Consider the following 22,937-nt stretch of genomic DNA (forward strand, 5'->3'; position numbering starts at 1 on the left):
GGAGGTCCGGCGGTCATGACGAGTCCTGCTGAGAAGCTGGTGGATCTGCTGGATCTGGAGCAGATCGAGCAGAACATCTTCCGGGGCCGCAGTCCGCAGGAGAGTCTCCAGCGGGTCTTCGGCGGACAGGTCGCGGGGCAGGCGCTGGTGGCGGCCGGGCGGACCACGGAAGGTGATCGCCCGGTCCACTCGCTCCATGCGTACTTCCTGCGGCCCGGCCGGCCCGGGGTGCCGATCGTGTATCTGGTCGAGCGGGTGCGTGACGGGCGTTCCTTCACGACGCGGCGGGTTGTCGCCGTCCAGGAGGGGCGCACGATTTTCAATCTGACCGCTTCCTTTCACAAGCCGGAGCCCGGCTTCGAGCATCAGTTGCCGATGCGTCGGGAGGTGCCCGACCCGGAGGATCTGCCGAAGGTCACGGAGGAGATCCGCGAGCATCTGGGCGGGCTGCCCGAGGCGTTGGAGCGCATGGCGCGCAGGCAGCCCTTCGACATCCGGTATGTCGACCGGCTGCGCTGGACGCCGGAGGAGATCGAGGGTGCGGAGCCGCGCAGCGCGGTGTGGATGCGCGCGGTGGGGCCGCTGGGCGACGATCCGCTGATCCACACCTGCGCGCTGACGTACGCCAGCGACATGACGCTGCTGGACGCCGTCCGCATCCCGGTCGAACCGCTCTGGGGGCCGCGTGGATTCGACATGGCCTCGCTGGACCACGCCATGTGGTTCCACCGGCCGTTCCGGGCGGACGAGTGGTTTCTGTACGACCAGGAGTCGCCGATCGCCACCGGCGGCCGGGGGCTGGCCCGGGGCCGGATCTACGACCGTGAGGGCAGGCTGCTGGTCTCGGTCGTCCAGGAGGGCCTGTTCAGGAAGCTGGGTGGCTGACCCGGGCGGCCGGCGGACGTGGCGGAGGCCGGTGGCCGCAGCCGTCCTGGTTCCTCCCTGCGGGCCCTTTCGAGGGCCCGTGCGAGGTTGACGCGGTACCACATCACCTCGTCGAACTCGTCGGCGGTCAGGACGCGTTCGAAGGATTCCCGGGCGGCCGGGGTGGCGGTGATCACCGTCGCGAGGGTGGGCCGGAGCCGGCGCAGCAGGGAGCGTTCCACCGGGTTCCCGGCCACCGAGGCCACTTCCTCGGGCGGGAGGACCGCGGCGAGCACCGCTGCGGCTTCCCAGGGGTCTTCGGTCTGCCCCATGAGCTGGGCGACCCTTCGACTGCGCCATTGGCGGGCCCGCCAGTCCTGGCCGCTGTCGAGCATCATCCGCATGGCGGTGGGGGTGTTGCCCCGCATCAGGCCGGGTTCGCGGTCGGCGAATTCGGTGACCTCGGCCGCGAGGTAGAGCCAGACCACCGCGCCGTAGCGGTTGACGTAGAACCGGACGGGGCCGAAGCAGCCGGCTCGGGTCAGCCGCAGGACGCGGCCGGGTCCGATGCCCATGAGCGCGGCGGCCTCGGTCGTACTGACCGTGCGGATGCGCTCGCGGAGGGCGTCCGGGAACCTCGGCTCGGCCTGCAGCCGGGCGATTTCCTCCGCCGGCACCCGGCGCCGGCCGGGCACTTCGGTGCCGCCCGGCCGGCCGTCGGTGCCGGCCGGGGTCGTTCGCACTTCTCCGAGCTGGACGGCGAGCTCGAACTCGCCGCTCCGCAGCTCCAGTTCACGGGCCGCTCGCCCCGTCGCGAACGTCTGCCGTGCGTCGCACATCACTGTCATGGTGGTTCCCCCGCCACTCGGTCGATCACTGACAGTGACGACTGTAGCGGGGGTCAATGACAGTGGGTCAACCCTTGCCTCCGACCTGTGGATAACTCTCCGGCTGCCGGGCCGCGACCGCGAGGTGCTCCCCCACGCGGTTGACCAACAGCGTCATTTCGTAGGCGATCTGCCCCATGTCGGCGTCGGCACCGGCCAGCACGCACAGACAGCTGCCGTCGCCCGCCGCGGTCACGAACAGCACCCCGTCGTCGAATTCGATCATGGTCTGGCGCACCCGCCCGACCCCGAAGTGGAGCGCCGATCCCTTGGCGAGGCTGTGCAGGCCCGAGGCGACGGCCGCGAGGTGTTCGGAGTCCTCCCGCCCCAGGTCTTCGCTCGCGCCGGTCACCAGCCCGTCGTTGGAGAGCACCAGCGCGTGCCGTACCTTCTCCACCCGTTTGGTCAGGTCGTCCAGCAGCCAGTCGAGTCCGCTGCTCAATGCCATTGCCGCTTCCTCCCCGTATCTCCGTCCGCACACCGGGCCGGACGGCAGTCCGCGGTCCGTCCGCCAGACCGCCGTGCCAGCCTGTCCCACCTCCGCCCTCTCGGCAAGCGGCCCCGCAGCACGGCGTGCCAGCGGCGCTCGTCGGTGCCGCGCGGAGAGGATGTCGGCATGGCACACAAGATGACGAAGGACGAGTGGCAGAGGTTCCTTTCCGAGGGCACCCGTACCGGCAAGCTGGCGACCGTGCGTGCCGACGGCGGGCCGCACGTCGCCCCGGTGTGGTTCCTCCTGGACGGGGACCAGCTGGTGTTCAACACCGGGGCGGAGACGGTCAAGGGCCGCAATCTGGCCCGCGACGGCAGGGTGGCGCTGTGCGTCGACGACGAGCGGCCGCCGTTCTCCTTCGTGGTGGTCCAGGGGACGGCGGAGATCAGCGACGATCTGCCGGAGGTGCGGCACTGGGCGACGCGGATCGCCGCCCGCTACATGGGCGAGGACCGGGCGGAGGAGTACGGCGCCCGCAACGGCGTGCCGGGCGAGGTGGTGGTCCGGCTCACGATCGACAAGGCCGTCGCCGTCGCGGACCTCGCGGGGTAGCGGTGCGCGGCGCGGCCGTCCCGCGGCCGCGTCACGTCCGGCCGGCGCCGGGCCCCCTCCACGCCCACCGGGTCCGGCAGCCGGGCGTCGCCGGCGCTCAGCCCACCGAGTCGAGGATCCGGGCCGAGTGCCGGCGTCCGGCGTACTCGACGAGCCGGACCAGGACTTCCTTGCCCGAGTCGCGGTCCCTCGCGTCGCAGAGGACGACGGGGGTGCCCCGGTCGAGGTCCAGTGCGCGGGCCACTTCGTCGGCCCCGTAGGAACGCGCGTCCGCGAAGCAGTTGACGGCGACCAGGAAGGGGATCGCGCGGCGCTCGAAGTAGTCGACCGCCGGGAAGCAGTCCTCCAGCCGGCGGGTGTCGGCCAGCACCACGGCGCCCAGCGCGCCCTCGGACAGGTCGTCCCACAGGAACCAGAAGCGGTCCTGCCCCGGGGTGCCGAAGAGGTACAGGGAGAGCCCGTCCCTGATGGTGATGCGCCCGAAGTCCATCGCCACCGTGGTGGTGGTCTTCCGGGACACGCCCCCGGTGTCGTCGACCGACTCCCCCACCTCCGTGAGCCCTTCTTCGGTGCGCAGCGGGCGGATCTCGCTGACCGAGCCCACGAGAGTCGTCTTGCCCACGCCGAAGCCGCCCGCGACTAAGATCTTCAGGGCCAGCTCGGGGTCGGGGTCCGGGGCTGCACCGTCCGGGGCCCCTGGTGCGGCGTTCATCGGCCGTCTCCTTCAGGATGCGGGTCCTGCGCGTCACGAGGTGTGTGGATGCATGGCTCGGCGAGGGGAGCCTTCGGCGGCAGAGCGCCGTCCGAAATCCATGGCGAGGACCGTACCGCCCGATCATCGGGATTTCCCCGGAATTACCAAAGCCGCTAGGGGTTCCGATCAAGTGCTTCACCGAGCACGCCGTTCGTGATAATTGGCCACCCGTACGGGTGTTCCCCACGTCCGGGATCGGTGCGGGATCATGTGCGCATGACGCAGCAGCAGGCGCGGGAGCGGCACGGGCCGACGGCCGGGGCGAACACCTCGGCGGGCACCGTGGAGCGCAACGGCATCAACGCGGTGCCGGAGTCCGAGCGGCACGGCACCCCCAGGTCCCTGTTCTGGCCCTGGGCGGCCTCCGGGCTGTCGCTGCTGAGCGTCGCCTACGGGATCTACCTGATGGGGCTGGGGCTCAGCCCCTGGCCGGCGATCGTCACGGGAACCCTCGGCTATGTCCTCTCGTTCGTCCTGGTGGGGCTGGTGTCGGTGGCCGGGGTGCGTACGGGCGCGCCGACGATGGTCATCGGCCGGGCGTCGTTCGGCCTGCAGGGCAACAAGCTGCCCACGTTGTTCAGTTACGTCTCCAATGTCGGCTGGGAGACCGTGCTGGTCGCGCTCTCCTCCCTGGGCGGGGCCGCGGTGCTGGCGCGGGTGGCGCCCGGCCTCTTCGCCCGGCCCGACGGGCGGACGCCGACCACGGGGGCGCAGGCCCTGTGCTTCGTGGTGACCGCCGTCGTCGTGGTGGTCGTGGGGATCTACGGCCATGCGCTGATCATGCGGGTGCAGAAGTACCTGACCGCGGCGATCACCGCACTGACCGTCGTGTACATGGTGCTGATGGCCGACCGTCTCGACTGGTCCGCCCTGGGGGACGGCGGCCCCGCAGACCTCGGCAGGTCCGTCGGCGGGGTGGTCTTCGCGATGACGCTGCTGGGGCTGGGCTGGGTCAACTGCGCCGCCGACTACAGCCGTTACCTGCCGCGTACCAGCAGTGGCCGGGCGGTCACGGGCTGGACCACGCTCGGCGGGGTGCTGCCCCCGCTGGTCCTGCTGGTCTTCGGGGTGCTGTTGAACGCCGGGGACCCGAAGCTCGCCGCGGCCGCGGCCGCCGACCCGGTGGGGGCACTGGCGGCACAGCTGCCGACCTGGTTCCTGGTGCCGTATCTCCTCACCGCCATCGGGGGCTTCGCCTCCGGGGCGATCATGGACATCTACAGCTCGGGCATGTCGATGCTGGCCCTCGGCATTCCGCTCCGCCGGCACCTCGCGGTGCTGGTGGACGGGGTGCTGATGGCGTTCGGCGGCTGGTACGTGCTGTTCGTCTCGCCCAGCTTCTTCGCCACCTTCCAGGCGTTCCTGTCCGTCATCGGGGTGGCGATGGCCGCCTGGACGGCGGTGTTCCTGGTGGAGCAGTGGCGCCGGCGGCACACCGGCTTCGCCCTGCGGACCGCGCGGGCCGTCGGGTGGCCGGCCGTGCTCTCGCTCGTCGCCGGCACCGCCGTCGGACTGGGCCTGATCACCTCGGCCGACCCCAACATCGCCAAGGCGGTGGGTTTCCTGCTCACCGACAGCGCCGCCCGGGGCACGCTGGGCGCCATGAACCTCGGCGTCGTGGTGGCCCTGGCCGTCGCGGGCGCCCTGTACGCCTGCACCGCCGCCCTCGCCGACCGCGCCACCCCAGGAGGAGTCCGATGACCGACCACCACGACGCACACCGGCCGCACGAGGTCCGGGAGTTCTTCGCCGTGCGCGCCGCCGACTGGGACGCCAAGTTCCCCGACGACGGCCCCGCCTATGCCGCCGGCGTCGCCGAACTGGGCCTCCAGGACGGCGACCGGGTGCTGGACGCGGGCTGCGGTACGGGACGCGCGCTGCCGGCGCTGCGCGGGGCGGTGGGGACGCGGGGGACGGTGCTGGGCGCCGATCTCACGCCCGAGATGCTGCAGGCCGCCGTGCGCGCCGGGCGGGGCACCCACGCGGCGCTGCTGCTGGCCGACGTGACCCGGCTGCCGCTGCCCGGTGCCGCGCTGGACGCGGTGTTCGCCGCGGGGCTCCTGTCCCATCTGGCGGCCCCCACGGGCGGCCTGGCCGAGCTGGCCAGGGTCGTGCGCCCCGGTGGCCGGCTCGCACTCTTCCATCCCCTCGGACGGGCGGCCCTCGCCGCGCGCAAGGGCCGTCAGCTCACCCCCGACGACGTCCGGGCGGAGCCGAACCTGCGGCCCCTCCTGGCCGACAGCGGCTGGGAGCTGCTCCGTTACGAGGACAAGGACGACCGCTATCTGGCGCTGGCGGTCCGCCGGGGGTGACGCCGGACCCTGCGGGCCCGTGGGTCAGGACGCCGCCGGGTCCTCCTTGTGCGGGACCGGGCAGCCGCCGGTGCGGCGGGCGGCCGGGAAGGTGCCCAGTTCGGCGACCCGGAAGCCGTTCGGGTAGCCCTTGATCTCCGGGTTCTGGCGGGCGTAGTGCGGGGTGCGGCGGGGCGGCAGCAGCCGTACGGCCCTGGCGCGCAGCTTCAGTGCGCCCCGTACCGCCTTGCGGACCGCGGGCCGGGGCCGGTCGTAGCGGAAGGCGGCCAGCAGCGTGTCGTCCAGGAGGGCCATGCTCGCACCGCGCACCACCGGGGCGAGCGGTCCGTACCAGCCGGCCATCAGGTCCAAGGTGGCGTCCGACACCCGCCGGGCGTCCTCGTCCCAGCCGAAGTGCGCCTCCTCGTAGGAGTCGAGGCAGCGTTCGAAGTCCTCGTAGGTCTGCGGGAGTTCGGTGATACCCATGTGGCGGCCGAGGGTGCGGTAGTACGCGGCGACGGCGGCCCGTTCGTGTGCGCTCAGCGGGCGCCAGCCGTACGCGTCGAGCCAGCGCTTGGGCACCACCACGAAGGTGCACAGGACGTAGCGCATGTCCTCGTCGGAGATGTCGTAGCTGCGGTGCATCTGGTTGATGCGGCGGATCGCCGTGCGGCCGTCCTCGCCGTCGAAGCCGTGCTCCAGGACGGCGTCCAGCAGGAGGGCGGTGTCGTCGTAGCGCTTCTGGGTGCGGTCCGTCAGCTCGGCCGTCTTGGCGAGCAGGCGGCCGATACTGGGCACGGCGTATGTGCGGTAGAGCGCGAGCTCCAGGGCCCTGGTGATGTCCCAGGGGAATTCGTGGGTCGCGATGATGCGGTAGATCGTCAGGAAGTCGCGCTCGGGATCGAGCCGCCGGATCTCCTTCAGCCAGTCGTAGCGCCGCACCTGACACCTGTCCCTTCGGTCGCCGACAGGGGCAATGTTAGGGCGGTGGGCGGCAGTTGAAGGATGACGACGGGCGCCAGACCGGGCGACGGGTGGCCGGAAACCGCCGGTGGGAGCGGATGCGTCGGGCGGCTGCCCGGCGCCCCGGCCGGTGGGTGCGCCGAACGGGGCGTGCCGCGCCTCACCGGGACCGCGCGGCCTGACGTGCGCGGGCCGGCCGCTTGCGGCGGCGCGGGCGGCCCGGCGACCGGTGCGTGGGCCGCCCGGCCCAGCTGTAGGAACGCATAAGTGCAGCGTAGGGCTGGTGACAAGGCCGCACCGAGGCAATTAAGGTGCGCCGACGTACTCCGCAATGAACTGGATGGGGAGGTCCGCGTGCCCGCGACCGAGAGCGCCGACAACGACCAGTTGTTCGTGCTGACGGCAGTGCTGCTGACACCGGCGCAGTTCCCGAGCGTGCTCGGCGACGACTACCCCGAGGTGTGCGCGGGCCTGGGCCTGGCACCGTACGCGGAGGGGTACGGGCTGGTCCTCGGCCAGGACGGCTCCGGCGCGCGCTGGACGGTGGTGACGGAGGACGTGTCGCTGGTGGCCTGCGCCATCGCGGCCTGGGACTGCGGGATGGAGTACGACCTCTCCCCCGGTGCGGACAGCATCGCCGCGGCGCTCCCGGGGTGGCCGCTCGCCCTCGCCGTCGCCGCGCCGGGCGTGCCGCAGCCGCACGATCCGGAGCCCCAGGAGGGCGATCCGGCGCCGCTGGCACCCCCGGACGCCGCCGAGTGGGGGCCGGCCCAACGACGGCTCGGCGCCGACGAGATCGCGCTGCAGTGGGCGGCCTGGCGGGATCAGGTGGCGGACGAGGACGTCACCTTCGCGGAGCCCGGGGACGACGCGCACGAGGGGGTGCGGCGGGTGCTGAAGGAGGCCCGTGGCTATGTCGCCCAGCCGCCACCCCCGGGCCGGGTGCGGTCGTCGTTCGCGGCCGGTGAGGCGCGCACGCTGCGGGTCGACGGGCCCGGCTGGAGCATGGTCGCCCGCACCGACGACATCGCGTTCGTGCTGCTGGACGAGGAACCGGGCGAGGTGCACCCGGTGGGCAGGGGGCCGGAACTTCCCGGACTGCTGTCATCGCTCGACGAGTTGGCGGCCCGGCCGGTCTGACGGCGGCCCGGCCGGCCGCCTGGCGGACACGGGACCGAGCCGGCCTGACAGCGCCCGGGGCAGGTCTCCCGGCGAGGCGGCCGCCCGCCCGGCCGTGCGGCGGCTCATCCGGTCGGCCGGCGTTCGCCCGCGGTCCCGGCCCGGCCCCGGCACGGCTCCGGGGTGGCGCGGGCCCGGGGCGGCCCGCTCTCAGCGGCCGATCTGTTTGCGGCTGACCCGGCGCAGCCGGCGCCGCTGGGAGGAGTCCAGGGTCAGATACGCGACCGCCGGGACTCCGACCATGACCAGTACGGCCGCCCAGAAGGGCAGCAGCCACAGCAGGAGCACTCCCACCGCGACGCCGCCGATCGCGACCTTCGCCTGTGTGGACATCCCTCACGTCCCTTCCGCGGCCCGGGCCGCGCTCTGTGTACCCCATTGAACGCCGATTTCCCGTCACAGGTTCCCTCCGGCGCCGCACCGTCCGGTACCCTCGGGCGCTCCAGACACCAGTAGTCAAACTTGAGGAGTTCTGGCGCCCGTGCCCTCCCGTCCCGCGGTCACCCCCGCTCAGCTGTCGGCGCTGTCGCGCTGCGCAGCGGTTTTCCTGCCGTCGGACCCGCCCCGCACCGGGCGGGTCGCCTTCTGGCGCCCGGATGGTGAGCCCCCGGAGGAATCCTCGGGGGACGCCTGGGCCGGCGTGGGGGCGGCTGAACGGCTGGACATCGCCCTGCCGGACGCCGACGGCGGGGTCACGGTGTGCGAGATCCCGGCCCTCGTGGTGCCCGTCGCCGACGCGGTGCCCGTGCTGACCCGTGCACGGACCGCCCGGGGCACCCATCCGGCGGCGGCCTTCTGGGGGGCCGCGTGCGTACTGGCGCTCCAGTTGGCGGCGCGGGGCCGGCTGCTGCCCGGAGTGAGCCCCGACGGATACGACGCCTGGCGGGCCGGGCCGTTCGATCCGGCGGATGTCGGGCGGCTGCGTGACCTCGCCGCCGCGATGCCGCCGTACGCGCACGCCGCCCCGCTCCCGGGCAGCGACCCGGTGGAACTGCCGGATCCCGAACGGCAGGTGCGGGCCTTCCTGGACGCGGTGGCGGACGGACTGCCGCGCTCCCCCGCCGCGGCGCTGGCCACCGGCGCACCGGCGTTCGCGGCCGCGGCGGCACAGCACATCCCCGAACAGCGGGCCTGGGCCGCGGAGGTGGCCGCGGGCCACGACGAGGGCGTACGGATCTCGCTGCGGATCGAGGCGCGCAAGGTGCAGGCGCACGGTGCGGCGGGGCACGACGCGGCGGTGCGGGGGCCGCGGGGGCCCGTTGGCGGCGACGCGTGGCCGGGCGCGGAGGACGACGCTCCGCACGCCTTCACCGCGGTCCTCCAGGTGCACGGCCTCACCGACCCGACCCTGGTCGCGGATGCCGCCGAGGTGTGGGCCGGTACCTCACCGGCGGGGCAGGCATTCGGGCCGCGGGCGCGCCGGGACACCCTGCTCACGTTGCGCCGGGCGGCCGATGCCTGGGCGCCGCTCGCCCCGCTGCTGTCCGCCGCGGTGCCCGACGCGCTGGAGCTCGCCGACGAGGAGGTCGCCGAGCTGCTGGGTCCGGCGGGCCGTGCGCTGGCCGCCGCGGGGGTGCCGGTCCACTGGCCGAAGGCGCTGGTGCGCGGGCTGACCAGCCGGGCGGTGGTGGGGCCGCCGGACGACGGTGCCGCCGACGGCCCGGAGTCGGGGCTGCCGTCGCTCTTGTCCGCCGACGCGCTGCTCTCGTTCAGCTGGCGGTTCGCGGTGGGCGACCAGGAGATCGACAAGGCGGAGCTGGACCGGCTGGCCGAGGCCGGACGGCCGCTGGTGCGGCTGCACGGCGAGTGGGTGCTGATCGACCCCGAGGCGGTGCGGGCCGCCCGGGCGCGCGAGGACCGCAAGATCACGCCGCTCGACGCGCTGGGCGCCGCGCTCACCGGGAGCGCCGAGGACGCGGACGGCGGCCGGGTCACGGTGGAGGCCACCGGCTGGCCGGCCCGGCTGCGCGACCTGCTCGCCGACCCCGAGGGCGGCGAGTCCGTGCGGCAGCCGGCGGCGCTCACCGCGACCCTGCGCGACTACCAACTGCGCGGTCTGGGCTGGCTGCACCGGATGACCTCGCTGGGGCTCGGCGCCACGCTCGCCGACGACATGGGGCTGGGCAAGACGATCACGCTGATCTCCCTGCATCTGCACCGGCAGGGCGTTGCCGGGGCCGCCGGCCCCACCCTCGTCGTCTGTCCCACCTCCCTCATGGGCAACTGGCAGCGGGAGATCGAGAAGTTCGCGCCGGGCACGCCGGTCCGCCGCTTCCACTCCGGGCGGCGCAGCCTGGCGGAGCTGGGCGACGGCGCGTTCGTCCTCACCACTTACGGGACGATGCGGCTGGACGCCGGAAAGCTGGCGGAGGTGGACTGGGGGCTGGTCGTCGCGGACGAGGCGCAGCACGTCAAGAATCCGTTCTCGGCGACGGCCAGGGCGTTGCGCACCCTGCCGGCCAGGGCACGGGTGGCGCTGACCGGCACCCCGGTGGAGAACAACCTGTCCGAGCTGTGGGCGATCCTGGACTGGACGACGCCCGGATTGCTGGGGCCGCTGGGCCGGTTCCGTACCCGCTACGCGCGGGCCGTCGAGGGCGGCACGGGGACGCCGGAGGCGGTCGCGGCGGCCGAGCGGCTGGCCCGGCTGGTGCGGCCGTTCCTGTTGCGCCGCCGCAAGTCCGATCCGGGGATCGCGCCGGAACTGCCACCCAAGACGGAGACCGACCGGGCGGTGGCGCTCACCGTGGAGCAGGCCGGGCTGTACGAGGCGGTGGTGCGCGAGGGGCTGCGGGAGATCGCCGGGACGGACGGGTTCGCGCGGCGCGGTCTGGTGGTCAAGCTGCTCACCTCCCTCAAACAGATCTGCAACCACCCCGCGCAGTATCTGAAGGAGCAGGACCCGCACATCCCCGGCCGCTCGGGGAAGGTCGAACTGCTCGACGAGCTGCTGGAAACCGTCCTCGCGGAGGGCGCGAGCACGCTGGTCTTCACGCAGTACGTACAGATGGCGCGGCTGCTGGAGGCGCATCTGACGGCACGCGGGGTCGCCACGCAGTTCCTCCACGGCGGGACACCAGTGGCCCGGCGCGAGGAGATGGTGCGCCGTTTCCAACAGGGCGCCGCCCCGGTGTTCCTGCTGTCGTTGAAGGCGGCCGGGACGGGGCTGAATCTCACCCGGGCCTCGCACGTCGTGCACTTCGACCGCTGGTGGAACCCGGCCGTCGAGGCGCAGGCCACCGACCGCGCGTACCGCATCGGGCAGACCCAGCCGGTGCAGGTCCACCGGATCATCACGGAGGGCACGGTCGAGGACCGGATCGCCGACATGCTCTCCCGTAAGCAGCGGCTGGCCGACGCGGTGCTGGGCTCGGGCGAGGCCGCGCTGACCGAACTCACCGACGCCGAGCTGGCGGACCTGGTCGCACTGCGAGGGAGCGAGCGATGACCGGAGACCACGACCGGATAACCGGACACCACGACGACGCGTACCCCCCGGAGGCCGAGCGGACGTTCGCCGCGCTGCCGCCGGCCGGTGGCCGCGGCTTCGCGGAAACCTGGTGGGGGCGGGCATGGCTCAAGGCGCTGGAGGACTCGGCACTGGACGGCGCGCAGCTGAAGCTGGGGCGGCGGCACGCGCGGGCCGGGGCGGTCGGCGCGGTGTCCGTGCGGCCGGGCCGGATCACCGCGGTGGTCCGGGACCGCGACCACTCGCGGCACCGCACCGATGTGCTGCTGCCGCAGTTGACCGGGGCGCAGTGGGACCGCTTCCTGGACCTGGTCGCGGACCGGGCGGGGCATCTCGCGGCGCTGCTGGACCGGGACGTGCCGCCGGTCCTGGCCGAGGACGCGGCCGCCGCGGGGATCGAACTGCTGCCGGGAATCGGCGACATGGAGTCCGAGTGCGGCTGCGGCGCCTGGGACCACTGCGCGCACTCGTCCGCGTTGTGCTACCAGGTGGCGCGGTTGCTGGACCAGGATCCGTTCGTGCTGCTGCTGTTGCGCGGGCGGGGCGAGCGGGAGCTGCTGGCGGAGCTCCAGGCGCGCAGTGCGTCGCGGGCCGGGGCCCCGGCCGGCCGGGAGGCGGGGGCGGAGCGGGCCGGCGCGGGGGTGCCGGCCGCCGAGGCGTACGCGGCGCGCGACATCCTGCCGCCGCTGCCGGCGCCTCCGCCGCCCGTCGACGTGCCGGGGGCCGCGCCGGTGCTCGGAGGGGGCACACCGCCCGCTCCGGGCGTGGCGGTGGCCGCGCTGGAGTTCCTGGTCCGTGACGCGGCGGTGCGCGCTCAGCGGCTGCTCGCGGACGCGCTCTCTTCGTGGCACCCGGACGCTCCGCCGCCGCCCGCGCTGACACCCGGTCAGGACGCGGTGCGGCTGGCGGCGGCCGGCGCCGGGGAGGCCGTCTCGGCGCGGCTGGCGGCCGGTTCGGGGCGCGATGTGCGCGGGCTGGCGCTGGCCGTACGCGCCTGGGAGCTGGGCGGGGCGGCCGGACTCGCGGTTCTGGAGGAGGAGTGGACACCGGATCCGGCGGCGCTGGCCCGGGCGTCCGGCCGGCTCGCGGCCGCCTGGGACGACGGCGAGGCCCGGCCGCGGCTGCGGGTCTCCGCCAACCGCTGGACGGTGACCGGCGGCGAGGCCCAGCTGCGCTACGGGCGGGACGGCCGCTGGTGGCCGTACCGGAAGGAGGGCGGCCGGTGGGCACCCGCCGGCCCCGCCTCGGAGGACCCGGCGGGCGCGCTGGCGGCGCTGTCCCCGGAGGGGTGAGCGCCGGGCACCGGACGGACCGACGCGTTCCTGCGCCGGCCCCCAGCGGGAGCGCCCCGGTGCGGCCGGTCAGCCCTCGGGGAGAGCCGGCCGGTCCCCGCTCTCCCCGCCCACCGTATGCGCGGCCGCCCGTCGTACGAAGATCTCGTGCAGGTCGCGGGCCGCCTTGGGGACCGAGCCGGAGCGGCGGCGCTGGATCACCATGAGGACGTCGGTGCGGTCGCCCGCCAACGGGCGGTGGGTGATGGTGCCGCTGCGCTCCAGCGGGTCGCCGATGATGCTGAAGTCGGGCAGCACCGTGGCACCCAGCCCCTCGGCCACCATCAGCTTGCCCATCTCGGCGCCGTCGGTGGAGTACGAGAAGGACGGCGCGCGGCCCTCGATGAGCCGGTGGACGAAGCGGTGCATGACATAGCCGGCCCGCATCACGATCAGCGGCTCGGTGAGCAGATCGGTCACCGAGACCTCGTGCAGCGCGGCCAGCGGGCTGTCCGGGCGGACGCACACCACCGGCCGGCCGCGCAGGAGTTCGGTGGTGTGGAAGTCCGGCGGCCGGTCGTCGCCGCGCAGGTAGTTCACCAGCCCCAGGTCGACGCTGCCCTCCAGCAGGGAGCGGTGGATCTCGGCCTGCTGGGCGCCGATCACCTCGACCTGGGTGACCGGGTGGCCGGCGCGGAACTCGCGGATCGCGGGGACCAGCAGCGGGACCGTGGCGGCGTTGACCGTGCCCAGGCGCACCGTGCGACTGATGTGGTGCTGCTGGTCGGCCGCGCTGCGCAGCTTGTCGACCGCGTCGAGCACACCGATGATGTGCGGCAGCAGTTCGCGGCCCTCGTCGCTGATCTTCGCCCCGGAACGCTTGCGGTCGAGGATGTCGACGCCCAACTCCCGTTCGAGGTTGCGGACGGTCTCGCTGAGGGCGGGCTGGGAGAGGTGCAGCGCCTCGGCGGCGCGGCGCAGCGAGCCGAGCCGGGTGACCGCCTCTATGTATGCGAGCTGCTCGATCCGCATGACGGTGCTTCCCTCACTTCCGGCCGAATTACCGGTAATTCCCGCGGGTCACTGCAAGGGGGACCCTATCACCACCTCGTGGATACCGAATCGACCAATGCAGGTCTTCCTCGCTAAACTCGCCACAGCGGTTCCCGGAATTCATCCGGCCCGCTCCAGGAGAAATGTTGCAGGGAGGTGACGTGTTTATGAAGCCGCACCACGGTTTGACCCGGCGGCGCCACGTCGACCTCGTCAGGGTCTCCAGTGCCCTGTGTCGCCGCGTGCTCTGAGCGCTGATCAGCGCCGCCCGCGCCGGGCTCCCCCGCCGCCCCCCCAGCACCGCGCGCCGTTTTCCGGTTCTTTCCGGACCGTGCGCCCGGCGTTGATTTCCCCTGCCTTTCTCTTTCGCGGAGTTCTCATGTCCGAATCCCCCGCTCCTCCTCCCGCCCGTTTCGCCTACTGGGTCCCCAATGTCAGTGGCGGCCTCGTCACCAGCACCATCGAGCAGCGCACCGACTGGGGTTACGACTACAATCGCGAACTGGCGGTGCTGGCCGAGAACAACGGCTTCGAATACGCGCTGAGCCAGGTCCGGTACATGGCCAGCTACGGCGCCGAGTTCCAGCACGAGTCGACGGGTTTCAGCCTGGCGCTGCTGCTCGCCACCGAGCGGCTGAAGGTCATCGCGGCCGTCCATCCGGGGCTGTGGCACCCGGGGGTGCTGGCGAAGTTCGGCGCCACCGCAGATCAGCTCTCCGGCGGCCGGTTCGCCGTCAACGTCGTCAGCGGATGGTTCAAGGACGAGTTCACGGCGCTCGGTGAGCCGTGGCTGGAGCACGACGAGCGCTACCGTCGGGCGGAGGAGTTCATCCGCGCGCTGCACTCCGTCTGGACCGAGGACCACGCCGAACTGGCCGGTGATTTCTACCGGATCCGGGACTTCTCGCTCAAGCCGAAGCCGCTGAACACCGCCGCACGCCCGCACCCGGAGATCTTCCAGGGCGGCAACTCCACCGCGGCGCGGGCGATGGCCGGCCGGGTGTCCGACTGGTACTTCAGCAACGGCAAGGACTTCGACGGCGTCACCGAGCAGCTGCGGGACGTACGGGCGTCGGCCGCGGCCGCCGGCCGGCCCGCTCCCGGCTTCGGGCTCAACGGCTTCCTGATCGCGCGGGACACCGAGGCCGAGGCCCGGGAGGTGCTGCGGGAGATCGTCGCCAAGGCGGACACCGAGGCGGTGCACGGCTTCGGCGCGGCGGTCAAGCAGGCCGGCCGGTCCACGGCCGACGGTACCGGGATGTGGCAGGACTCCTCGTTCGAGGACCTCGTCCAGTACAACGACGGCTTCCGTACGGGCCTGATCGGTACGCCGGAGCAGATCGCCGAGCGGATCGTGGCCTACAAGCGGCTGGGCGTCGATCTGTTCCTGCTCGGGTTCCTCCACTACCTGGAGGAGGTCGAGTACTTCGGCCGGCGGGTGCTGCCACTGGTGCGCGAGCTGGAGGCGCAGGAGGAGACCCGCGAGGCGGACCCGGCGGCGCCGGCCGGCCGGGTCCCGGCCGCCGCCCGGCACTGATGCCCGGCCCGCCCCGTCATCCCGACACCCCGCACACTCACGGAGGTTCCGCATGAGCACCGTCGCACCGTCCGTCTGGTCCACCCGTTCCGCGCCCGAGGGCCCGGACGGCTGGATCGGGCGTGCCACCGAGGTGGCCGCCGTCCTCGCCACCGACGCGGTCGCCCGGGACCGCGCGGGCGCCACCCCGTACGCCGAGGTCCAGCTGCTCAAGGACTCGGGCCTGGTCACGCTGCTCGGGCCCACCGCGCACGGCGGCGCCGGCCAGGACTGGCCGACCGCGTACCGGGTGATCCGGGAGGTCGCCGCGGCCGACGGGTCCATCGGCCAACTGCTGGGCTATCACTACCTGTGGAACTGGGCGGCACGGCTGGTCGGCACCCGCGAGCAGTGGGAGCAGGTGGAGGCCGAGGCCGCCCGCCAGCGGTGGTTCTTCGGCGGCGCGGTCAATCCGCGCGACAAGGACGTGGTGGTGCGCGACGAGGGCGAGACCCTGGTCTTCAGCGGCCGCAAGTCGTTCTCCACCGGGAGCCGGGTCTCTGACGTCACCGTGCTGGAGGGGGTCCTTGAGGGCACCGACCAGCACGTCTTCGCCATCGTGCCGTCCAACAGCGACGGTCTGACCTTCCACGACGACTGGGACAACATCGGGCAGCGGCTCACCGAGAGCGGCAGCGTCACCCTGGACGGCGTACAGGCGCCGTGGGCGGCGGCGGCCGGCTATGTGGACAAGAAATTCCGGCCACGGGTCTACAACACCCTCAACGTGCCCACCATCCAGCTGGTCTTCGCGCACTTCTACCTCGGCATCGCCGCCGGTGCCCTGGAGACGGCCGCGGCCTACACCCGTACCAAGGCGCGTCCCTGGCTGCACGGCGGCCATGAGCGGGCGGTCGACGAGCCGTACGTCCTCGACACCTACGGCGATCTGACGGCCAAGCTCTGGGCCGCCGAGGCACTGGCCGACCGGGTCTCCGAGGCAGGGCAGCGGCTGCACGAGGACCCGGACGCGGTGACCGAGCAGGACCGCGGGGAGTTCGAGGTTCGGGTGGCCGCGGTCAAGGCCCGGGCCACGGACGTGGCGCTGGAGGTGACCAACCGGATCTTCGAGGTGACCGGGGCCCGGTCCACCGCCGCCGCCGAGGGCCTGGACCGCTTCTGGCGCAACGTCCGTACGCACACCCTGCACGACCCGGTGGCGTACAAGCGCCGCGAGGTCGGCAGGTTCCGGCTCACCGGCGACCTCCCCGAGCCGACCTGGTACTCCTGACCGGCTGCGGTCCACGGCACCCGCACGCCGTACCCCCCTTCCGCTCCGCACTTCGAGGTGATCCCCTTGGCCACCGTCCTGTCCGTCTCCGGCAGCCCCTCCGCGACCTCCCGCACCGCCCGTCTGCTGCGTCACCTCGACGCGCGGCTGGCCGACGAGGGGCACCGGGTGGTTCCGCTGGACGTCCGTACGCTGCCCGCCGAGGCGCTGCTGGGGGCCGACTTCGGCCACCCGGCGATCGTCGAGGCCACCGAGCTGTTCGCCCGCGCCGACGGCATCGTCATCGGCACCCCGGTCTACAAGGCCGCCTACTCCGGTCTGCTCAAGGCGCTGCTGGATCTGCTGCCGCAGTACGCGCTGACCGGCAAGACGGTGCTGCCGCTGGCGACCGGCGGGAGCACCGCCCACGTCCTGGCGATCGACTACGCGCTGCGCCCGGTGCTGCAGTCCATGGGGGCCGCGCACATCGTCCAGGGCTGGTTCGTCCTCGACCGGCACCTGACCGTACGGGAGGGCGACCCGCTCGCGGTCGACCCCGCGGCGCAGGAGGGGCTCGACCTCGTGCTGGACCAGTTCTCCGGCGCGCTGGGGCACCGCCCGCTGCTGTCGGTCGCGAGCTGACCGTCCCCGACGACCGCCCTTCGACTCCTCCTGGAGGCAGCACCGTGCATGCTCCCGAGCGGACCGCCACCGCTCATGTGATCCGCGACGACACCGAGGCGCTGGCGGTCGCGGCCGCACTCGCCGAGGAGTTCCGGACCGGCGCGGCGGAACGGGACGCCGCGCGCCGGCTGCCGCACCGCGAACTGGCGCGGCTGTCGGCGAGCGGCCTGCTGGCCGTCACCGTGCCGCGCTCCCATGGGGGCGCGCAGGTGAGCACCGGGACGCTGGCGGAGGTGTTCCGGCGGCTGGCTGCCGCGGACGCCAGCCTGTCCCAGATCCCGCAGAGCCACTTCGTGTACGTCAACGTGCTGCGCCGTCAGGGCACCGCGGAGCAGCAGGCGTTCTTCTTCGGTGAGGTGCTGGCCGGGCGGCGGCTGGGCAACGCGCAGTCGGAGGCGGGCACCCGGCACGTGCAGGACCTCCGCACGCGTCTGGAGCCGGCACCGGACGGTTCGTACGTGCTGAGCGGGGTGAAGCACTATGCGACCGGCGCGCTGTTCGCCGACTGGATCCCCGTACTGGCGCGCGGGCGGGACGAGGCGCTGTGGGTGGCGTACGTACCGCGGGACGCGCCGGGGGTGCGGATCGTCGACGACTGGGACGGGATGGGGCAGCGGACCACGGCCAGCGGGACGGTGCACCTGGCGGAGGTGACGGTGCCGGCCGACCGGGTCGTCCCCCATCACCTCACCTTCCAGGGCCCCCAACTGCACGGCGCGGTCGCCCAGTTGCTGCATGCCGCGATCGACACCGGGATCGCGGCGGGCGCGCTGGCCGAGGCCGGCGCCTTCGTCCGCACCAGGAGCCGGCCGTGGTTCGAGAGCGGCCTGGACTCCGCCGCCGAGGATCCCCTGCTGATCCAGCGGTTCGGTGAGCTGGCGGTGCGGGTGCGGGCCTCGGAGGCGCTGCTGGCGTCGGCCGCCGGGACGGTGGACGCGGCCGCCGGGTCGCTGACCGACGACTCGGCCGCCGAGGCGTCGATCGCGGTGGCCGCAGCCAAGGTGGTGGCCGCGGAGGCCGCGGTGGAGACCGGCAGCGCGCTGTTCGAGGTGGCCGGTACCCGGTCCGCGCTGGACGGGCTGAACCTGCACCGGCACTGGCGGGACGCGCGCACCCACACCCTGCACGACCCGGTCCGCTGGAAGGTGCAGCACATCGGCCGCTACGTCCTCAACGGGGCCCGGCCGCCCCGGCACGGGCTGCTCTGACCGCCGCCCCCGTCCGGCTGCCCGCCCGCGAACCCTGCCCCGGTCCCCCAACGTCCCCCGTCCTCCCCGGAGTTCCCATGTCACCCCTGACCTTCCACTGGTTCCTGCCCACCTACGGCGACAGCCGTCATGTCGTCGGCGGCGGCCACGGTCTGCCCGCCGGGGCGGCCGGCGGGGAGCGGCCCGCCACCCTCGGCTATCTGACCCAGATCGCCCGCGCCGCCGAGGACCTCGGCTTCGAAGGGGCGCTCACCCCCACCGGCGCCTGGTGCGAGGACGCCTGGCTCACCACGGCGATGCTGGCCCGCGAGACCGAACGCCTGAAGTTCCTGGTGGCGTTCCGGCCGGGCATCGTCGCACCGACGCTGGCCGCCCAGATGGCCGCCACGTTCCAGCGGCACTCCGGCGGACGGCTGCTGTTGAACGTCGTCACCGGTGGCGAGAGCCATGAGCAGCGCGCCTACGGGGACTTCCTGGACAAGGACGCGCGCTACGCCCGGACCGGGGAGTTCCTCGGCATCGTGCGGCGGTTGTGGGCGGGCGAGACGGTGGACTTCACCGGTGAGCACCTGCGGGTGGCGGGCGCCCGGCTGGCGCGGCTGCCCGATCCGGTGCCGCCGGTGTACTTCGGTGGTTCCTCCCCGGCCGCCGGCGACGTCGCCGCCCGCGCCGCGGACACGTATCTGACCTGGGGTGAGCCGCCGGCACAGGTGGAGCGGAAGATCGCCTGGATCCGGGAGCTGGCCGGCCGGGAAGGGCGCCGGGTGCGGTTCGGCATCCGGCTGCACGTGATCACCCGGGACACCGCGGAGGCCGCCTGGGCCGAGGCGCAGCGACTGCTGGACGGCTTCTCACCGGAGGTGGTCCGGGCCGTGCAGGAGGGGCTGGCCCGCAGCGAGTCGGAGGGGCAGCGCCGGATGCTGGAGCTGCACGGCGGCCGCACGGACGGGCTGGAGATCGCACCGAACCTGTGGGCCGGCATCGGGCTCGTACGGGGCGGGGCGGGCACGGCGCTGGTGGGCAGTCATGCGGAGGTGGCGGAGCGGATCAAGGAGTATCACCGGCTGGGTATCGAGGAGTTCGTGCTCTCCGGGCATCCGCACGTCGAGGAGGCGTACTGGTTCGGCGAGGGCGTGCTGCCGCTGCTGCGGGACGCCGGGCTGTGGGGGCATCCCGGGGCCGCGGACGGTGCGGCCGGGGCCGCGGCGCAGGTGCCGTTCGCGGCCGGGGTGGGCCGCTGACCGGCGGTGCCGGGCGGGCGTGAACCGGCCCGGTCGGCCCGATCCGCGCCATCCGGCTGCGCGGTGCCTCCGGTCGTGATTCGCTGAGCGGCATCCCCCCACCGCCCGGCAAGTCGCCCGCAGCAGGAGGACCAGTGACCGGTAACTCCCCGCACGCGCCGCAGCCCATGCCGCACGGGAAGCCGCAACGGACCGCCGACGGGACGGAGGACGCGCCGCGCCCCCTGGGCCGCCGGCCTCCCTACTACGAGGACCGCGCGCCGGGCAGCGGGATGCTGCCGCCGCGCGCCTGGTACCCGGCCTCGGACGCCGCGCGGCTGTCGTTGCACGGCACCTGGCGGTTCCGGCTGTCGCCGACCGCCGGCGCCGAGGACGACGCGTTCGCCCGGCCGGACTTCGACGACGCCACCTGGCAGGAGCTGCGGGTCCCCGGCACCTGGGTGCTCAAGGGTTTCGGCACGCCCTGGTACACCAACACCGCCTACCCCTTTCCGGTCGATCCGCCGAGGGTGCCCGACGAGAACCCGACCGGCGACCACCGGCACGTCTTCGACCTGCCCGACAGCTGGGGCGAGGGGCCGGCGGTGCTGCACTTCGGCGGGGTGGAGTCGTGCGCCCGGGTGTGGCTCAACGGGCAGGAGCTGGGGCACTTCAAGGGCAGCCGGCTGCCGCACGAGTTCGAGGTCGGGACGCTGCTGCGGCCGCGCCGCAATGTGCTGGCGGTGCGGGTGCACCAGTGGTCGTCGGGCAGCTATCTGGAGGACCAGGACCAGTGGTGGCTGCCGGGGATCTTCCGGAACGTGTCGCTGCACCGCCGCCCGGAGGGCTCGGTCGCCGACCACTTCGTCCACGCCGGGTTCGACCACGTCACCGGCGAGGGCACGCTGCGCGTGGAGTGCTCGCCGGCCGGGCGGGTGACCGTACCGGAGCTGGGGCTCGATCTGGCCACCGGGGAGAGCGCGACGGTGCCGGTGCGCCCCTGGACGGCCGAGCAGCCGTACCTCTACGACGGGGAGCTGGTCACGGCCGGGGAGACGGTCCCGCTGCGGATCGGCTTCCGTACCGTCCGCGTCGAGGACGGACTGCTGAAGGTCAACGGCCGCCGGATCCTGCTGCGCGGCGTCAACCGCCATGAGTTCCATCCGCAGTACGGGCGCACCGTCGGCCCCGAGACGATGCGCCGCGATCTGCTGCTGATGAAGCGGCACAACGTCAATGCGGTGCGCACCAGCCACTATCCGCCGCACCCGGCCTTCCTCGACCTCTGCGACGAGCTGGGGCTGTGGGTCGTCGACGAGTGCGACCTGGAGACGCACGGCTTCGCCCAGCAGGGCTGGCGGGACAACCCGGTCGATGATCCGCGCTGGGAGCCGGCGCTGCTGGACCGGGCCCGCCGGATGGTCGAGCGGGACAAGAACCATCCCTGCATCGTCCTGTGGTCGCTGGGCAACGAGTGCGGCACCGGGCGCGGGCTGTCGGCGATGGCCTCCTGGATCCGGGAGCGCGACCCGTCCCGCCCGCTGCACTACGAGGGCGACCGCAGCTGTGCCGACACCGATGTGTACTCGCGGATGTACGCCGACCACGCCGAGGTGGAGCGGATCGGCCGGCGCACCGAGGAGCCGCTGGCCGACCCGGAGCTGGACGCCCGGCGGCGCGGGCTCCCGTTCGTGCTCTGCGAGTACGCGCACGCGATGGGCAACGGGCCGGGCGGGCTCGGCGAGTACCAGCGGCTGTTCGAGACCTATGAGCGCTGCCAGGGCGGGTTCGTGTGGGAGTGGATCGATCACGGACTCCGGCGGCAGACGGCGGAGGGCGAGGTATTCCACGCCTACGGCGGCGACTTCGGCGAGGAGCTGCACGACGGGAACTTCGTCTGCGACGGGCTGGTCTTCCCCGACCGGGTGCCCTCGCCGGGGCTCGGCGAGTTCAAGAAGGTCGTCGAGCCGGTGCGGATCGAGGGCGAGGCGGACGGCGCTGCGGGCACGGTCCGGGTCACCAATCTGTACGACTTCGCCGACCTCGGGCACCTGGACTTCCGCTGGCGGCACGAGGTGGAGGGCGAGGTGTGCGGGCACGGCCGGCTGGAGGTGCCGGCGCTCGCCCCCGGCGGGTCGGCGGTGGTGCAGCTGCCGCCGGCGCCGGCCGGGGCGGTCCGTCGGGGCGAGGCGATCTGGACGGTCCGGGCGCTGCTGGCCGAGGACTCCGCGTGGGCGCCCGCGGGACACGAGATCGCCTGGGGCCAGCTGACGGCCGCGCCGCGCCCGGCCCCCGCTCCCCCAGTGGCCACCGCCACCCCCCGCCGCGGCGAGGGCAATGTGGTCGTCCTCGGGCCGGGGACCTTCGACGCCACCACGGGGGCGCTCGGCTATCTGGACGGCGTCCAGGTCGGCGGGCCCCGGCTGGACGTCTGGCGGGCACCCACCGACAACGACGAGGCGGCGCCCTGGCAGCCGGAGCCGCGGCCGGCCACCGAGTGGCGGCGGCTGGGCCTGCACCGGATGCGGCACCGCGTCGAGTCCGTCGAACCCGGGCCGGGCGCCCTGGTGGTGCGCACCCGGGTCGCCCCGGCCGGCTCCCCGCTGGCGCTGCGCGCGGTCTACCGCTGGACGGCCCGACGGGACTGGCTGCGGCTGGAGTTGGGCGTCGCCCCGGAGGGCGACTGGCCGGTGCCGCTGCCGCGGCTCGGGGTGCGGATGGCGGTGAGCGGCAGCCTCGGGTTCGCCGAGTGGTACGGCGGCGGGCCCGGCGAGGGCTACCCGGACACCCGGGCCGCCGCGCGCATCGGCCGCTGGTCGATGCCGGTGGACGCGCTGCAGACGCCGTACGTCCGGCCGCAGGAGAACGGCGCCCGGCCCGGGGTGCGCTGGGCGCAGCTGACCCGCACGGACGGCTCGGGCCTGCGGATCGAGGGCGACCCGGACTTCTTCTTCAGCGCGCGCCGGTGGACCGACGAGGAGCTGACCGCGGCCCGGCACACCACGGACCTGCGGGCGGGTGACGAGCTGTGGCTGCACCTCGACCATGCGCTGCACGGCATCGGCAGCCAGTCGTGCGGGCCTGGGGTGCTGCCGCAGCACCGGCTGGAGGTGGCGCCGGCACGGTTCTCGTTCGTGTTCTCGTCGCTGCGCTGAGCGGCGGCCGCGCCCGCCCGTGAGGCGCCGGCCGGGGGCGTTGTCGGTGGCCGGGGTTACGATCCGAAGGGAGATCACGCCCGTGCTCCCCCGCCGTACCGGAAGGCT

Annotated in this window: 20 protein-coding genes; 14 read left to right on the top strand and 6 right to left on the bottom strand. The window is 73.7% G+C overall.

What is annotated here, in order from left to right; genetic code table 11:
• Window positions 1-15: 15 nt before the first annotated feature.
• Complete coding sequence (locus OO62_RS02510) at window positions 16-885, top strand: acyl-CoA thioesterase (protein ID WP_033265445.1); 870 nt, start codon at window positions 16-18, stop codon at window positions 883-885.
• Here OO62_RS02510 and OO62_RS02515 read toward each other — a convergent pair.
• On the bottom strand, window positions 816-1,703 hold the full coding sequence (locus OO62_RS02515) for a DUF6397 family protein (protein WP_033265446.1): 888 nt from the start codon (window positions 1,701-1,703) through the stop codon (window positions 816-818). The two genes, OO62_RS02510 and OO62_RS02515, sit on opposite strands and share 70 nt — an antisense overlap.
• A 76-nt stretch (window positions 1,704-1,779) precedes the next feature.
• Window positions 1,780-2,199, bottom strand: a complete 420-nt coding sequence (locus OO62_RS02520; RefSeq protein ID WP_033265447.1) for a roadblock/LC7 domain-containing protein — start codon at window positions 2,197-2,199, stop codon at window positions 1,780-1,782.
• A 168-nt stretch (window positions 2,200-2,367) separates the two neighbouring features.
• Here OO62_RS02520 and OO62_RS02525 point away from each other — a divergent pair, with 168 nt between their 5' ends.
• A complete protein-coding gene (locus tag OO62_RS02525; protein ID WP_033265448.1) occupies window positions 2,368-2,796 on the top strand; it encodes a PPOX class F420-dependent oxidoreductase in 429 nt (142 codons plus the stop codon).
• Window positions 2,797-2,893: 97 nt separating this feature from the next.
• Here OO62_RS02525 and OO62_RS02530 read toward each other — a convergent pair whose 3' ends face one another.
• Window positions 2,894-3,508, bottom strand: a complete 615-nt coding sequence (locus tag OO62_RS02530; RefSeq protein ID WP_033265449.1) for a GTP-binding protein — start codon at window positions 3,506-3,508, stop codon at window positions 2,894-2,896.
• Window positions 3,509-3,766: 258 nt separating this feature from the next.
• Between OO62_RS02530 and OO62_RS02535 the strand changes: the two genes are divergently transcribed.
• Window positions 3,767-5,251: a purine-cytosine permease family protein gene (locus OO62_RS02535; RefSeq protein ID WP_051732562.1), complete on the top strand. Its 1,485-nt coding sequence runs from the start codon at window positions 3,767-3,769 to the stop codon at window positions 5,249-5,251.
• Complete coding sequence (locus tag OO62_RS02540; RefSeq protein WP_033265450.1) at window positions 5,248-5,862, top strand: class I SAM-dependent methyltransferase; 615 nt, start codon at window positions 5,248-5,250, stop codon at window positions 5,860-5,862. Before OO62_RS02535 ends, OO62_RS02540 begins: the two co-directional genes overlap by 4 nt.
• Window positions 5,863-5,886: 24 nt before the next feature.
• On the opposite strand, the gene OO62_RS02545 is transcribed toward OO62_RS02540, so the two are convergent.
• Window positions 5,887-6,783, bottom strand: a complete 897-nt coding sequence (locus OO62_RS02545) for an oxygenase MpaB family protein (protein WP_033265451.1) — start codon at window positions 6,781-6,783, stop codon at window positions 5,887-5,889.
• 375 nt (window positions 6,784-7,158) lie between these two features.
• Between OO62_RS02545 and OO62_RS02550 the strand changes: the two genes are divergently transcribed.
• A complete protein-coding gene (locus tag OO62_RS02550; protein WP_033265452.1) occupies window positions 7,159-7,944 on the top strand; it encodes a hypothetical protein in 786 nt (261 codons plus the stop codon).
• Window positions 7,945-8,133: 189 nt separating this feature from the next.
• Here OO62_RS02550 and OO62_RS02555 read toward each other — a convergent pair whose 3' ends face one another.
• Window positions 8,134-8,316, bottom strand: coding sequence for a hypothetical protein (locus OO62_RS02555; RefSeq protein ID WP_033265453.1), 183 nt, complete (start codon window positions 8,314-8,316; stop codon window positions 8,134-8,136).
• Window positions 8,317-8,464: 148 nt separating this feature from the next.
• Between OO62_RS02555 and OO62_RS02560 the strand changes: the two genes are divergently transcribed.
• Together OO62_RS02560 and OO62_RS02565 are read left to right on the top strand one after the other, a co-directional pair.
• Window positions 8,465-11,431: a DEAD/DEAH box helicase gene (locus OO62_RS02560; RefSeq protein ID WP_033265454.1), complete on the top strand. Its 2,967-nt coding sequence runs from the start codon at window positions 8,465-8,467 to the stop codon at window positions 11,429-11,431.
• Window positions 11,428-12,744 carry an SWF or SNF family helicase gene (locus OO62_RS02565; RefSeq protein WP_051732564.1) on the top strand — a complete coding sequence of 439 codons (1,317 nt, stop codon included), beginning with the start codon at window positions 11,428-11,430 and terminating at the stop codon, window positions 12,742-12,744. Before OO62_RS02560 ends, OO62_RS02565 begins: the two co-directional genes overlap by 4 nt.
• A gap of 69 nt (window positions 12,745-12,813) precedes the next feature.
• Here the strand turns inward: OO62_RS02565 and OO62_RS02570 are convergent, their stop codons facing one another.
• On the bottom strand, window positions 12,814-13,755 hold the full coding sequence (locus OO62_RS02570; protein WP_051732566.1) for a LysR family transcriptional regulator: 942 nt from the start codon (window positions 13,753-13,755) through the stop codon (window positions 12,814-12,816).
• Window positions 13,756-13,943: 188 nt separating this feature from the next.
• Between OO62_RS02570 and OO62_RS41660 the strand changes: the two genes are divergently transcribed.
• The 7 genes from OO62_RS41660 (at window position 13,944) to OO62_RS02600 (ending at window position 22,829) form a co-directional block, all read left to right on the top strand.
• Window positions 13,944-14,027, top strand: a complete 84-nt coding sequence (locus tag OO62_RS41660) for a putative leader peptide (RefSeq protein ID WP_358245371.1) — start codon at window positions 13,944-13,946, stop codon at window positions 14,025-14,027.
• 128 nt (window positions 14,028-14,155) lie between these two features.
• Complete coding sequence (gene sfnG, locus OO62_RS02575; RefSeq protein WP_033265455.1) at window positions 14,156-15,313, top strand: dimethylsulfone monooxygenase SfnG; 1,158 nt, start codon at window positions 14,156-14,158, stop codon at window positions 15,311-15,313.
• Window positions 15,314-15,365: 52 nt separating this feature from the next.
• A complete protein-coding gene (locus OO62_RS02580) occupies window positions 15,366-16,583 on the top strand; it encodes an acyl-CoA dehydrogenase family protein (RefSeq protein WP_033265456.1) in 1,218 nt (405 codons plus the stop codon).
• 66 nt (window positions 16,584-16,649) lie between these two features.
• Window positions 16,650-17,204 (top strand): NADPH-dependent FMN reductase, encoded by a 555-nt coding sequence (ssuE, locus tag OO62_RS02585; protein WP_033265457.1) that lies wholly within the window; start codon window positions 16,650-16,652, stop codon window positions 17,202-17,204.
• A 44-nt stretch (window positions 17,205-17,248) separates the two neighbouring features.
• Entirely contained in the window at window positions 17,249-18,454 is a 1,206-nt protein-coding gene (locus tag OO62_RS02590; RefSeq protein ID WP_033265458.1) for an SfnB family sulfur acquisition oxidoreductase, read from the top strand.
• Window positions 18,455-18,531: 77 nt separating this feature from the next.
• Window positions 18,532-19,695 (top strand): LLM class flavin-dependent oxidoreductase, encoded by a 1,164-nt coding sequence (locus OO62_RS02595; RefSeq protein ID WP_033265459.1) that lies wholly within the window; start codon window positions 18,532-18,534, stop codon window positions 19,693-19,695.
• Window positions 19,696-19,829: 134 nt separating this feature from the next.
• On the top strand, window positions 19,830-22,829 hold the full coding sequence (locus OO62_RS02600) for a glycoside hydrolase family 2 TIM barrel-domain containing protein (RefSeq protein ID WP_398742062.1): 3,000 nt from the start codon (window positions 19,830-19,832) through the stop codon (window positions 22,827-22,829).
• Window positions 22,830-22,937 lie beyond the last annotated feature (108 nt).

The sequence above is a fragment of the Streptomyces lydicus genome (assembly GCF_000717345.1).
Classification (GTDB): domain Bacteria; phylum Actinomycetota; class Actinomycetes; order Streptomycetales; family Streptomycetaceae; genus Streptomyces; species Streptomyces lydicus.